Raw genomic sequence first — 12,855 nt, forward strand, 5'->3', positions numbered from 1 at the left:
CGGTGATGGGTTAGTGCTGGGTCTCGTAGGCGCCCATGTCACACGGCCACGCCGGGCCGGACGGGCGGCGGGCCACATAACGTTGGTCGGAGCCGTTGCACAGAACGTCGGCGCCCCAGATTCGGTTGATCGCCGGGCTGCCTGGCAGCAGCTCCGTCGTGTAGGAGGGGCCGCCGTTGTCCTTGAGCGGGCCGAGCATCGGATCGACGCCGTTGATCATGCCTTCGACCGGCGGCGCCCAGCCGCCGTCGCGGCCCTGGCTGGCGGTGCAGGTCCGGTCACCCACCAGCGTGTAGCGGAGGGTAAGGCCGGCCGATGAGCCCAGGCGGCAGTTGAGTCCGGAGTTGTTGGCGATGATCGACCCGGTGATGGAGGAACTGGAGCTGTTCTGGAACGCGATGCCACCGGATGCCTGCTCCTCGGCCAAGGCGCGGTTGCCGGCGACGGTCACGTGCACGGCGTCGAGGGAGGCGTCGCTGGCCCACATCGTGATGCCGACGCCGGGAGACAGGCGCCGGCCGACGTTGTTGACGACGCTCGAGTCGTACAGCTTGAGGTGGCCGCCAGCGCCCTCGATGGCACCGCTGGAGCCAGACACCGTGTTGTTGCGCACCGCCGTGTTGCGTATCTCCATCTGCCCCACGTTCAGAATGCCGCTGCCGTACCGCGCCTCGTTCAGAGCGACGGTCGAATCGGTGACAGCCATGGTGCCAAGGTTGAAGATTCCACCGCCATCCTCGTGGGCCAGGTTGTACGCCACGACGACCCGGGTCAGGCTCATCGTCGCCCGGTTGTGGATACCGCCGCCGCGGTAGGCGCTGCCGAGGCCCACCGACAGGTCGACCAGTCGGACGTCGGTCAGGCCACCGCCCGCCCAGACCACGGTGCCCGTCTGCATAGCGCTGAGCAGCGTGCCCGGACCAATGCCCTGGATGGTCACCGTCCGGTCGGCACCGACGCTCACCCCGCCCTCAAACGTGCCCTCGCCCACGTGGATGTGCGCCTGCGACCCGGGAGAGACCAGATCCACGGCGTGCTGCACGGTCGCGCACGGTGCCACCTCCGTACACGGCTGCGTGTCACTTCCGGTGGTGGTGACGTACAGGTGAGGCTCGGCCGCGGCAGCAGGATCGCCGATGAAGAACACGGAGACTGCGGACAGGACCACGCTCGCAGACAAGGCGACACACCGGCGATTCATCAACAACCCTCCAAGGCTCGCAGACGATCTTCGCATTCCGCTGTCGAACGGATATCGACGAGTCGTCATCCCGACTGACAGCCCAAAAATCTCGAAGGTCCGTTAAACCGGGGCAGGCCCACAAGAGACCTGATCCGCGAATTCGTACGCCGTAGGGTTAATCATGATGTTCCCCGGGCTCAGCCCACTCAACACCCCGGCGATCGCAACTGTGAGTGTGAGGGTGCGGTTCTGAGGTCGTAGGAGCGTGCTCCCGCGGGCCGCGGTCTGACCCGGATCGCCAGCGGCTCGGTAGATGCCTGCACGCCAATCTGTCGACAGTGGCTCGTGCCGGCGGTGGTGGTCGGGAAGGACACACGATAGCCAGGATCGCCCTGCCGTGGGCGGTGTCGCGGTCGGTGATGTGGTCCGAGGCTTGGGGTGACCCGCACGTAGATCGATCGGATGGACCTTGACCAACTCGGATCTCACCCGCCGGACGATGCAGGACCCTCTGCGAGTCGTGGGACTCAGCACGACCTACGGACACTCGAGTGGAGCATGACAAAGGCTTCGCCCCGGCGGTGGAGCCAGCCTGCACCCCGGACCGATTGTGCCGCAGGTCATCGGCATGATTGTCGCCGTGCAGGGCACCTGTCAGCTTCGGAACGAGCATCCCAGCTGATTGCTGCACCCTCGTGGCTGACCGGCGTCGAGAGGCTCAGCTCAGCCGATGCGGCCGACGCCGCCGAACAGGTAGACCTCCGGCTCGTCGGCCTCCGGGTTGGGGCGCCAGCGCGAGCACGTAACGACGCCGGGCTCCAGCAGATCCAACCCGTCGAAGAAGCGTTCGAGCTCCACCTTCGTCCTGGCGCGGATTGGCGTACCGCCACGCTCGGTGGTCTCCCGCATCACGCGCAGCATCGGCTCGCCGTGGATCTCCGCGGTGGAGTGGGTGAGGACCAGGTAACTACCGGTGGGCATCGCCTGCACCAGCTGCGCGACGGAGCCGTACGCCACGTCGTCGTCCATGAGGTGGTTGACGACGCCGAGGAGCATGAGTCCGATCGGCTGCGAGAAGTCGAGCGTCTGCCGCGCGGACGCGAGTATCGTGCCCGGCTGCCGCAGATCGGCTTCGACGTAGTCGCAGCTGCCTCCCGGCGCGCTGCTCAGAAGCGCACGCGCATGCGCCATGACGAGCGGGTCGTTGTCGATGTAGACCACCCGGCAGCGCGGGTCGAGGGACTGCGCGACCTCGTGGGTGTTGTCCGCCGAGGGGAGCCCGGTGCCGACGTCGAGGAACTGACGGATGCCGGCATCCTCGACCAGGAACCTGACCACGCGCTTGAGGAACGCGCGCTCGGACTTCGCCCCGATGGGGATGTCCGGGATGTGTGCGATCACCTCAGCGCCGACGGCCCGGTCGACCGCGAAGTTGTCCTTGCCACCGAGCCAGTAGTTCCAGACTCGCGCCGAGTGCGGAACCGTGGTGTCCAGTCTGGAGTCTGAAGGGAACTCCTGGTCCTCGGTCATGAGGGCATTCTGTCGCACCGAAGGGGCGGTGACGCAAGTGGGGCGGCGGTCCGACCGCACGGCGGGCTCCAATTGGGTGCCCAGCTACGGCAACCGCATGAGGCCCAGCAGAGCATCGATCGACACCGAACCGTCCGGGACGCTACCGGTTCAGCCCACGGTGATGATCATTGGGATGGCGGGAGCCTCAGAGCCTGGTAAAGGCCCGACCCTGTCTGTATATCTTGCCGCCGGTGTCGCCGCATCTACCACCCCTGCCACCCTCGAAGAGAACCCTCAACCGCATGCACAACAGCCTGCGAGAACAGGTCCGCGAACGGGTCGAGGGCCGTAACCGGCAACCCACGGCCGCATTGGTCGACTCCCAGTCGCTACGGGGCGCGGACACCGTCGGCCGGCGCGGGCGTGGCACGACGCGGGAGAGAAGGTCAACGGCCGCAAGCGGCACATCGCCGTCGACACCTGCGGACTACTCCTCGCCGTCCTGGTCACCGGCGCCAACGTTCAGGACCGGGGCGGCGCCCAGCCGCTGCTGCGGGCGCTACGCGCGTGCCATCCCAGCGCGGGCGGTCAGGCGGTGGGCCCAGCGGCGATGATGAGGACGCCGACAGTGAGCAGGACGCTGACGGGCGTCTGGACGATGCGCTCCTGCCGGCTTCGTGAGATCGCGTTCATGACGATGCTCACCGCGCTGTAGGCGAACAGGACCCAGGTGGCCACGATGACCAGGCGCGTTCCCCGGCCAGGCAGGATCCCAGCGCGGCCCATCACCAATACCGCGAAGCCGGCGTAGAGCAGGATTGCCACGGCCGACGCGACGCGAAGCCGCGGTGGCAGCACAGGGTGCTGTCCGCCCCACCCGTAGTTGCCGAGGGGCAGGCCGCTGATGAGGAGAATCTGCATCAGGGCGAGCCCAGCCAAGATGCTCAGCGTCAGGACAAGTGCCACCGTGGTCATCGATCCTCGGTCCTTCCATTCTCAGCCCCTGTCGCCGGGACCAGCTCTGCCAGTAACTCCGCCAACCAGGCGACCGCTCCCTCGCTGGTGCGCACCCCGTACTCCAAGGCCGCACGGGGGTATCGCGGCGGGTGGGCTGCACCCTCGGGTACGCCAGTCGCAACATTGATCGCCCTGATCTCCTCGAGGTCGTCGACGGCCCGCTGATGCAGAGCACGCAATACCTCGCGTCGATCCTGCGGCTCGTCGAGGAGGTCCAGCAGGAGTACGCGGGCCAGCATGGACGCTTCGGAGTCCTCTGCCGCGTGTGGCTGCTTCATCCATTCGAACCAGGCGCGTCGGCCCTGCCCGGTTGCCAGGTACTGCTTCTTCTTACGCGAGGAGTCGGCAGCCTCCACCACGTCGACGTCGCCCGCGTCATGGAGCTGTCGAAGCGCGCGGTGGATGCTCCCGTAGCTCGCTGCGTAGATGTGCGACAACCCCGCCCTGAACTGGCTGTGCAGGTCGTAGAGCGACCGCGGTTGGGAGAGCATCAGTCCAAGGATCAGCAACCTCACTCATCCAATGTATCTCATGGATAGGTCGCATGGCGGTGTGGCCCCCGCTCCGTACGCCGACAGCAAGGGCGCCGTGCGCCCGACGGAGGCCGACACAGCGTCGCCTCCGTACGCCTTCGGCCGCCCCGGAACTGGTGGCGCCGTCGGCGGACATCCGACCGATCGTCCTGCTGGCTCCGGTCTCCACCAGCGTCAGCGCACTGATCCAATTGGGAGCATCCGGGTACTCCCAACTAGCAGGACGGAGGCCAGCTCGGACAGCGCTGGCTCCAGCTGGGAGTCGCGGAGTTGGCGGCCGGCCAAGACCAGGGCCGCTGCGCCGAAGAGCCGCGCACAGCGGAGGCCGCACCAGGCAAGGTGCCCGATACGGCCTCCGGTGCTCAGGCTCGGCGCCTGGTCGTACGCGCTGCTTCCAAGGACGCAGCCGGGTGCCAGGCAGGTGCCAGGCAGCCGGCGCCTGGTCATCCCCGCTTTGACACGCGCAGCGGGAACGTCGGGGCGCCGACGGTGTCGAGCGTGATGGTGTTCGCCGCCACGTACCGGTCCAGGTACGGCGACCGGTCGCCCTGGGTGGGCGAGTCGAACCGCGGGTCCTGCACCTCCAGGCCGAGCCGTGCACCGGTGACGGTGATCGTCTGACCAGAGGGAACAGGGCGCCAGCCCCGTGAGGTGATGGTTCCGACGAACCACACGCGGGGCGGGCGTACCGGACTGAGGTCGAGTGGTCGTACCAGCGGATCACCACCGGGGGCGACGTACCAGCACGCGTGTCGGAGCAGCAGACCAACGTGCACGTCACCGAGGAGGTCAAGGTGGTCATCCCGGACACCGTGGCCTCGCCGGGACTGCTCTGGGCCCGGACCACCTTCACCCGCCCCGGCGGAACCCCCTACTCGGGTCCGGATCTGTACGCGTTCGCCCTGTTCCGGGCCCCACAGGGCTCTACTTCCTGGGGCCGATGACCGACGACCGGGGTCGGCCACGACGGCCGGGCGGGCGACGGCGAGTACACCGCCGGACTGCTGATCCGGGACGTGCTGAAGGACCTGGAGAAGGCCGGCCAGCAGCCGCAGGGCATCTGGAAGGTCTTCGTCTTCGCCCAGGACGTCGACCTGCTTCCGCCGGGTACTCCGGCCAAGGTCGCCGCGCAGACCGTCGGCGGCGTCTTCGTGGCCAGTGCCGTCCAGATCACCTTCGACTCCAGCCAGCCCTGCCCTTTGGAGGCGCAGAGCAGCATCAAGGTCGTCTGACCAGCCTTGGACTTGTGGGTACGGCGGGGGCCGAGCGAGGCTCCCGCCGTACGGCGCGCCGGACCAGCCGAGCGCCCAATTTTCGATCTTGCCATCCGCCCCTACTCTGGCCGCATGTGCCGAACTGGCAGCGTGCGCCATCTATAACAACACCACCCCGTCGTTCCGGAGCGCGGTGATCATCTTCTGTCTCACTGCGGCACCGCTGTTCCTCATCGCTGGCCTGACGATCGATCCGGCGCCGAAGCCGCTCGGGGTGCTGCTGGACGGCACCGTGCTCGACCACGCGCCGCCCCGGCCGGGAGACGCCAGCGCGGCCATCGTCTCGGTGCAGACGCCGGAGGGTCGGGTCATCTGCGGCATCGAGCGGGTCCTTCTCCCCGAAGGCCGGCTGCCGGTGGTCGGCGCGACGATCACCGTTGATTACGCCGACGGCAGGTGCCGCCCGGAGCCGGAAGACAACACCGGCATCCGAGTGGGTCTGGTTCTCATTGGCGCGACCGGCGTCATCGGGGTGAGTACGTACTTCTGGCGCAGGTCCGGGCCGGGTCGACGGTTCCGGGCCGCACGGAAGGCGGCCGACCGCCGACGCAACCACCCACGCCGGACGCCCTCACGCGACCGTCCAGGACGCAACGTCAATCGTGTTTCTGGTGGAGCCGAGGGGATTTGAACCCTGGCCTCCTCTTACCAACCGTCACCCTCCCGGGCTTGTCATCGCTGGTCGTATCTTGGCGTTGAGCTGCACAGACGCCGTCCCGCGTTGGTCGCCGCCTGTCACTGGTAGTCAACTCTGAGGAGGGTTCTCGGGCGGTAAACGGGGCTCGGTCCGGCGGGTCCCGGCGGACGCCGCCACCATTGGCACGTTCTGGCGGCGCCTCGAAACACTCGCCACATACTGCCAACGAATCAACGGCTCAGGACACTAGTCGGCGCTCTTGACTGGGGCTGATGGCGCGCCGGCTTCCTTTCCTTTATTCCGGGCGGACGCGAGCAATTTTGGCAGCCGATCGGCGAAATTTTCCGGGAAGGCGTGCCCCAAACCGGCTACTTCATCCAGCACGCAGACCAGTCCGATTTCTCGCGAAGTGGCGACTGCGGCCAGCGCACCGTCGCGTACGTCGCCGTCCTCGCTGCCGAGCACCACATGGCCAGACAGCTCTCGGCGGACCGCCGCCCCGGCCAGGCTGGCGTCGACCTGCTCGGAGTCGATCGCCGGCGCCATCGCGATGAAGGCCACGGCTGGTCCGGCAAGCGCCCAGCGGATTGCCACCCGCCCGCCAGCGGAGAAGCCCGCAGACACTAGCGGCAGTGCTCGCTCGGCCGGGGTGAGGTTGGCCAGCGCCGCCTCGACGTCCCGCACCGCGACCTCATGCTCCGGCCAGGACCGGTAGGTTGGCGTGTTGCGTTGGGTTGACTCAACGGCGAGCAGTAGCCAGCCCACGTCCACCGCCGACGCCCAAGCCCCCGCAGCGTCGTCAGCGTCCTCCCCGGCGCCGTGCAGCGCGACCAGCACCCCGACAGGCTCTCCCAACGGCCGACGGACCAGTGGCGGACGGGCCTGACTGGCCGCGGCGACTGCGCGGTCGTGCGCGGTGGCAACCAGCTCAGCGAAATCGGGCAGCTCACGCAGCGGCGCTAAGTCATCGTCCTCGACCAGGATCCGCCGGTGCCACCAAGCCCCGGCGGCCAGCGCTGCTGCCATCTCGGCGTACGCCTCGGCGGGCCGGCCGTCCTTGACGAGCAGACACGCGGCCATGTGTGCCAGGTCAGCCCGCCAGTCCGGCAGGTCGGCGTAGGCCGTCCGGGCCAGCGCAGCCCCTTCCGCATGACGGCCGGCTCTGTAATGGGCGAAAATTCGGTCTTCCATCGCCCGATATCGGGCTCGGTCGTTGGCCACGGGCCTGATCTTCTCCGGTCCGTCAAACGGAATACCGATCAAGCCAGGGCGTCGCTCTCATACAGCGCGGGAGAAGCCGCAGCAAGTCGCCGGGTGGACAGCGTCCGCCCCAACTACGGCTGCGGGCGTGCCGATGAGTGGACTTCGAACGGGCAGCGACGGCCCCTCAGGAGAAGTAGACAGCGCGGCCAGCTCCAGCCTGCGCTTCAGACAGAACGAGCAGATGGCCGAGACGCTCGACCTCTTGGTCGAGCAGTCCGGCGCGCGCTTCGAGACCGTCGGCTCGATGCGCAAGGATAGGTCGGTCTTCGTGACCATGAAGCTGCCCACGGCGGCTTCTCACCGTGGACCGAACGTCGCGCCTACCGGTCGGTTGAGGGAAGCCCGTTTGGCGGTGTGTCCTCCAACAAGGTGAAACCTGAGCGATTTTCCTCTTCTGTCTGAGATTTCCGCTGACCGTGATTACGGTGAGGTTCGGGCGATCAAGCAGTTCACCGCGGCGACGAAGCCCGGCAGCCATCGGTCCACGCGCCGCTCGGCGGTGCTTCCGACCGGTTACGGCTTCGGCTGGGTCGCGTTGGCAGCCACGCACATCTGCCCACCTTCGGAAACCACTGAGCAACGAGGGAGAAATACATGCTCGGTATCTCGCTACGTCGGCCGAAGATCATCGCCGCAACGCTCGCCGCCGCAACGCTCTTCACGGTGCTCGGCTCAGCCACCCCGCACGTGTTCGCGGACGGCGGTCCGCAGCCAACCCCCAATGAGGAGCATGACACCAGGCCAACCATCGTTCTGGTGCATGGCGCCTGGGCCGACGGATCGAGCTGGAGTCAGGAGGTCCGCAACCTCCAGGCACGCGGTTTCGAGGTCCAGGTTGCGCCGCAACCCAACCGGGGGCCGACGATCGACAGCGGCTACCTGGAGGACTTCCTGTCCACCATCGAAGGTCCCGTCGTGCTCGCGGCCCACTCGTACGGCGGCTTTGTGGCAAGCGACGCCGCGACCGGCAACAGCAACGTCAAGGCACTCGTGTTCGTCGACGCGTTCGCCCCAGACGAAGGGGAGACCGTGGAAGAACTCACCGCCGGCTCCGGCTCGGTGCTTGAGCCGGCCTTGACCGACCCCACGAGCGTTTTCAAGCTCGTGCCGTTCCCTGGTGCCCCAGAAGGGGCGGTCGACTCGTACGTCCTGCCGAAGGTGTTCATCAACGGCTTCGCCAACGATCTGCCTCGGCGTCAGGCGGAGGTGCTCGCCGTATCCCAGATTGCCCTGGCCACGAACGCCCTGGCGGAGCCGGCCACGGAGCCGGCGTGGAAGACGATCCCGTCGTGGGCGGTGATCGGTACCGAGGACCGGGTTATCCCGCCGGCCCGCCAGGAGGAGATGATGAATCGGGCGGGAGCGAAGATTACCCGGATCGACGCCTCTCACCTGGGACTGATCTCGCATCCCGACGAGGTCACCGAGGTCATCCTGAAGGCGGCCCGGGCAACTGCCTGAAAGGGCTTCTGACAACGGCAGCAACCGTGGCCGCGTGGGCCGGGCTCTCTGATAACCGGATGGTACGCCGTTCACCTCGGGGTCTGGTACAGGTAGAAGTTCCGCAGCTCCGGCATGGCCGTACCCTGCTTGACTTGAAAGTCCGGCGAGTCGGCATTCCAGCGCCAGCTGGCCGCTCTCGCTTGCTGACCTAGGACAAGTTACCTCGAAGTAGAAGCAAGCTTGCGAAAAGGTCGGCCGTGGCATCGCGGTGAGCGGTGCCACGGCCAGTTGTTGTGTCAGCTGGTCGCCTTGGCAGCGGCCTCGATCTGGTTGGTGACCGCGCCCGGAACGGTGACCATGGACAGGTGGGGGCGTTGATCTCGATGGTGTGCGCCTTGGCCCTCTTGGACATGGCGATCTGCTCGGCGGCGGGGATGACGGCGTCCTGATTGCCGATCAGCGACCACGAGGGAATGGCGCGCCAGGCCGGCTCGCCGGACTCCTCGATCAGGGCGTTCGGGGCCAGGGGGCGCTGCCGGGCGGCCAGCACCGCGAACGTCCTTGGCGGGAGTGGTCTTGTCGGCGAACGCCTTGCCGAAGACCGACGGCTTCACGTAGAGGTTGACAACTCCCGGATCGGCGCCGGGGATCGCGACCTGGTCGAAGACGGTGGACGCTTCGGCCGCGAAGACCGAGCCCGGCACCGCCGAGGTCAGCGACAGCACGGCGAGGTGCGTGTCCGGGAGGTACGCGTCGACGTACACCAGGGCCTTGACCTGCTTGTCGCCCAGAGGCGTTCGTGATGACCATGCCGCCGTAGGAGTGCCCGACGAGGACGATCGGTCCGGTGATGGTGTCCAGGTATGCCCGAAGATTCGCGGCGTCGTTGTCCCCGCCCGACAGCAGATGCGGCGGCGTGACCACCCGGTAGCCGTCGTGCTGGAGCTTGGCTGCCACCTTGTCCCAGCTCGACCCCGTCCGCCCACGCACCGTGCACGGGCATGACGGTCGGCTTGGCCGCCGCAGGGCGCGAGTGCTGGGCGTGACTCGTCAAGGCCTGGGTGGTGCCGATACCGGCACCACCCAGGGTGAGGGCACCGATAGCCACGCCTACATAGATGAGGCGCCGCCGGGAGCACCCCGGCGAGTGCGGTGCGTTGTAAGGCCGTAGGCGGCCTGCTCAACGAGACTCAGGTGCGGCCAGTCCAGGTGGCAGCTCGGATGGGCGCGGAGACCGACAGCGGCCCACGCTGCCCGGTGAACAGCAGTCCCGGCTCGCTGCCGCGCTTGCTGATCCACGCCGAGATCCGCTGTCGGGCCACCGCAGGCAGCGGCACCTCGCGGACTCATCCCCCTTGCCGTGCATCCGGATGGCGCTGGTGCGGGCGGTAATGGCGATGTCATCGATGTCGAGTCGGGCGCACTCCTCGACCCGACCGCCCTGGTCACTGGCCTATCTCACCTGTCTAAAAGGTTGTCGGCGACGGTGGAGGTCGGGGTGTTGAGCATGCCGTCGAACGCGTCGAGGACGGGGGTGTGCAAGTAGGCGCTTTGTATCCGGATGCGGTCAGGGCCAAGGGCAAGACCGGCGTCACCGGGAACCTCTTGGCGTGCCCGGCGAAGGTCGGCGATGCTGAGCCCCAGGCCGGCATCGGCGAAGGCGGCTTCGACGCTTCCCGGCTCGGGCGCCTCCAACGCGGTGTTGTCGATGGCGAACCCGAAGCGCGTGTTCTCGTCGGGGCGCATATCGGCTGTGTGTCCGGTGGTGCTCGTCAGGCCGAGGGCGAAGTACTCGTCGCCGAGAACGCGGTGCAGGTGCTGTCCCATCGGGAGCCCCGTGAGGTGACCGTTGAAGGAGATCGGCAGCTTCTGGATGTGGGCGTTGTGAGCCGCCAGCACGACCCGGGTCCCAGGTTCAAGGCGCTCCAGATGCCACAGGACCGACCCGGCCATGTAGACGTCGCGGGCCGAGGTGTCGGCGGTCAGCCCGTTTCCGGCGTAGAGGCCGGCCATGGCGCGGAAGCCGTAGTCGGCGTGGCAGGCGCCTTCGAGGCGACGCAGGGCGATGTCGTAGCTGCGCTGGTCACCGCGGGAAAGGTACAGCGCTTCGACGGCGCGGAACCGGATGAGCAGGCGCATCAGGATAGCGCTGAGGGCGTCCTGTTCGGCGGTGGCCAGGCGTGTCCAGGCCGGTGCGGCCGAGGCCGCGGAGGCACCGGCGAACGATTCGGCGATCCGCATCGCCGTCTGGAGCGCCGGTAGGGTGTCGGGATCGATCTCGCGGAGGTAGTCAGCGACCGGGGCCAGGGCGGGAACCAAGGATCCACCGGCTGCCGGGATGTCGATCCCGGCGAAACGCACCGGCTCCGAGGCTGTGGCGTTGTGCCGGCGCATCCAGCGCAGTGGCTCATCGACTCCCACGGGGATCGCCTCGGCGAGCTGGGCCGACAGATCATCATCCGCCCCCTCCCCCTGGGCCCAGGCGTCAAGGGGGAAGCCTTCGCTCAAGCCGTATTCGAAGGCCAGGACGGTGAAGCCGCAGCGTTCGACGAGGAACCGCAGGATGCGTTCGCGCATGAGTGCGAACTCGTTGATGAAGTGGGAGTTTTCACCGATCGCGACGACGCGGGCTTCGCCGATGATGCCGCGCAGCGGCTCCAGGTCATCGAGCGGCGCCTGACGGTCGAGGTGGGTAAGCGGGACGGCATGGGATTGCAACCAGTCAGCAAATGTTTGTGGTGGGTAAGCAGGCATGCTGACAGCTCGATTCTCAGTGCTGGAATGTGGATGGATCGCCGATGGGGCAACGGATCACCGCAGGTTGGCAACCACCGGAGGATCGGCGAACATGACGGTGAAGCCGCTAGGCCTCACCGCGCGTAGCGCCTTCCCGAAGAGGAGGCGCGGAGTGGCTGGGAACGGGAGTTGGCGGGGCGCGAAGGTGTCCACAGGTCGGAGGCCGGCTTCCGCAGTGGCGGTCCTCCTGCGCCGGGACCGTTCAACGGCCCGTCGCTCTGCGTGTCGGCGCCTCTTGACATGCCTCCACCGGGTGACCGGACGCCGCGTCCTCCAGTTCGTCGATGCTGCCGGACATGATCGTGCGGATGTGTTCGGTGATGTGCTGGAGCGGCCAGTCCCACCAGGCCAGGGCGAGGAGGCGGTTGATGTCGGCATCGCTGTAGCGGCGGCGGATGAGACGGGCGGGGTTGCCGCCGACGATGCCGTAGTCGGGCACATCGTCAACGACGACGGAACCGGAAGCGATGACCGCTCCGTTGCCGATACGGACGCCGGGCATCACCATGGCCCGGTAGCCGAACCAGACGTCATGGCCCACCACGGTGTCACCCCGTCCGGGCAGGCCGGTGATGAGATCGAAGTGCTCCGCCCAGGAACCGCCCATGATCGGGAAGGGGAACGTCGAGGGACCGTCCATGCGGTGGTTGGCGCCGTTCATGATGAACCGCACGCCCTCGCCGAGCGCGCAGAACTTTCCGATGACCAGCTTCTCCGGCCCGTAGTGATACAGCACGTTGCGGGTCTCGAACGCGGTCGGATCATCCGGATCGTCGTAGTAGGAGAACTCGCCGACCTCGATCAGCGGGGAGGTGACCAGCGGCTTCAACAGCACCACACGCGGCTGCTCGGGCATCGGATGCACCACGGTCGGGTCGGTGGGAACAGGCGGCATCACCAATTGCTTCCTTTCTGAAGAGGTTTGCGGGGTTGGAGGACATCAGGCCCTGGCGGTGGCTGTCGCAGTCGTGTGCATGGCCAGGTGTGCGCCCCGCCAGCGACGGCGCAGCCGGCGATCATGGCCGACGATGACCATGGCGCCGTCGTACCCGGTCAGAGCGGCTTCCAGCTCCTCGACGAGGGCGGGCGACAGATGGTTGGTGGGTTCGTCGAGCAGTAGCATCTCCGGCGTAACCACCAGGACGGCCGCCAGTCGTCTGCGGCTCCAGCCGCTGGTCCTGGGCGAGATGACCGACC

Annotated in this window: 14 protein-coding genes and 3 pseudogenes; 6 read left to right on the top strand and 11 right to left on the bottom strand. The window is 67.5% G+C overall.

What is annotated here, in order from left to right:
- Positions 1-10: 10 nt before the first annotated feature.
- Both H4W31_RS32655 and H4W31_RS32660 read right to left on the bottom strand, forming a co-directional pair.
- The gene (locus H4W31_RS32655; RefSeq protein WP_192770136.1) at positions 11-1,147 is read right to left on the bottom strand and encodes a choice-of-anchor Q domain-containing protein; all 1,137 of its coding nucleotides are present in this window, start codon (positions 1,145-1,147) and stop codon (positions 11-13) included.
- Positions 1,148-1,906: 759 nt separating this feature from the next.
- Positions 1,907-2,713 (bottom strand): SAM-dependent methyltransferase, encoded by an 807-nt coding sequence (locus H4W31_RS32660; protein ID WP_192770137.1) that lies wholly within the window; start codon positions 2,711-2,713, stop codon positions 1,907-1,909.
- A 352-nt stretch (positions 2,714-3,065) separates the two neighbouring features.
- Here H4W31_RS32660 and H4W31_RS44925 point away from each other — a divergent pair.
- Positions 3,066-3,251 (top strand): annotated as a pseudogene (locus tag H4W31_RS44925) (transposase); the annotation flags it as partial.
- Between the two features lie 32 nt (positions 3,252-3,283).
- Here the strand turns inward: H4W31_RS44925 and H4W31_RS32665 are convergent.
- The 3 genes from H4W31_RS32665 to H4W31_RS32675 form a co-directional block, all read right to left on the bottom strand.
- Positions 3,284-3,670 carry a hypothetical protein gene (locus tag H4W31_RS32665; RefSeq protein WP_192770138.1) on the bottom strand — a complete coding sequence of 129 codons (387 nt, stop codon included), beginning with the start codon at positions 3,668-3,670 and terminating at the stop codon, positions 3,284-3,286.
- Positions 3,667-4,227 carry a PadR family transcriptional regulator gene (locus H4W31_RS32670; RefSeq protein WP_192770139.1) on the bottom strand — a complete coding sequence of 187 codons (561 nt, stop codon included), beginning with the start codon at positions 4,225-4,227 and terminating at the stop codon, positions 3,667-3,669. Before H4W31_RS32670 ends, H4W31_RS32665 begins: the two co-directional genes overlap by 4 nt.
- A 461-nt stretch (positions 4,228-4,688) precedes the next feature.
- Entirely contained in the window at positions 4,689-4,919 is a 231-nt protein-coding gene (locus H4W31_RS32675; RefSeq protein WP_192770140.1) for a hypothetical protein, read from the bottom strand.
- Between the two features lie 75 nt (positions 4,920-4,994).
- Between H4W31_RS32675 and H4W31_RS32680 the strand changes: the two genes are divergently transcribed.
- From H4W31_RS32680 to H4W31_RS32690, 3 genes are all read left to right on the top strand, one after another.
- Positions 4,995-5,189 carry a hypothetical protein gene (locus H4W31_RS32680; protein WP_192770141.1) on the top strand — a complete coding sequence of 65 codons (195 nt, stop codon included), beginning with the start codon at positions 4,995-4,997 and terminating at the stop codon, positions 5,187-5,189.
- Between the two features lie 72 nt (positions 5,190-5,261).
- Entirely contained in the window at positions 5,262-5,477 is a 216-nt protein-coding gene (locus tag H4W31_RS32685; protein ID WP_192770142.1) for a hypothetical protein, read from the top strand.
- Between the two features lie 88 nt (positions 5,478-5,565).
- Positions 5,566-6,150, top strand: a complete 585-nt coding sequence (locus tag H4W31_RS32690) for a hypothetical protein (protein ID WP_192770143.1) — start codon at positions 5,566-5,568, stop codon at positions 6,148-6,150.
- 252 nt (positions 6,151-6,402) lie between these two features.
- On the opposite strand, the gene H4W31_RS32695 is transcribed toward H4W31_RS32690, so the two are convergent.
- Positions 6,403-7,377 (bottom strand): serine aminopeptidase domain-containing protein, encoded by a 975-nt coding sequence (locus H4W31_RS32695; RefSeq protein ID WP_192770144.1) that lies wholly within the window; start codon positions 7,375-7,377, stop codon positions 6,403-6,405.
- Between the two features lie 133 nt (positions 7,378-7,510).
- Between H4W31_RS32695 and H4W31_RS43325 the strand changes: the two are divergent.
- Positions 7,511-7,711: pseudogene (locus H4W31_RS43325) on the top strand (DUF932 domain-containing protein); the annotation flags it as partial.
- A 302-nt stretch (positions 7,712-8,013) separates the two neighbouring features.
- Entirely contained in the window at positions 8,014-8,880 is an 867-nt protein-coding gene (locus H4W31_RS32705; protein ID WP_192770145.1) for an alpha/beta fold hydrolase, read from the top strand.
- A 489-nt stretch (positions 8,881-9,369) separates the two neighbouring features.
- Here the strand turns inward: H4W31_RS32705 and H4W31_RS44930 are convergent, their stop codons facing one another.
- The 5 genes and pseudogenes from H4W31_RS44930 to H4W31_RS43330 form a co-directional block, all read right to left on the bottom strand.
- Positions 9,370-9,852 (bottom strand): alpha/beta fold hydrolase, encoded by a 483-nt coding sequence (locus H4W31_RS44930; RefSeq protein WP_404825641.1) that lies wholly within the window; start codon positions 9,850-9,852, stop codon positions 9,370-9,372.
- A 200-nt stretch (positions 9,853-10,052) separates the two neighbouring features.
- Positions 10,053-10,199: a hypothetical protein gene (locus H4W31_RS32715; RefSeq protein WP_192770147.1), complete on the bottom strand. Its 147-nt coding sequence runs from the start codon at positions 10,197-10,199 to the stop codon at positions 10,053-10,055.
- A gap of 121 nt (positions 10,200-10,320) precedes the next feature.
- Positions 10,321-11,580, bottom strand: coding sequence for an erythromycin esterase family protein (locus tag H4W31_RS32720; protein ID WP_225945788.1), 1,260 nt, complete (start codon positions 11,578-11,580; stop codon positions 10,321-10,323).
- Positions 11,581-11,860: 280 nt separating this feature from the next.
- Positions 11,861-12,553, bottom strand: a complete 693-nt coding sequence (locus tag H4W31_RS32725) for a CatB-related O-acetyltransferase (RefSeq protein ID WP_192772569.1) — start codon at positions 12,551-12,553, stop codon at positions 11,861-11,863.
- Positions 12,554-12,598: 45 nt separating this feature from the next.
- Positions 12,599-12,829, bottom strand: a pseudogene (locus H4W31_RS43330) (tylosin resistance protein TlrC); the annotation flags it as partial.
- Positions 12,830-12,855 lie beyond the last annotated feature (26 nt).

This window comes from Plantactinospora soyae (assembly GCF_014874095.1).
In the GTDB taxonomy this organism is placed as follows: Bacteria; Actinomycetota; Actinomycetes; order Mycobacteriales; family Micromonosporaceae; genus Plantactinospora; species Plantactinospora soyae.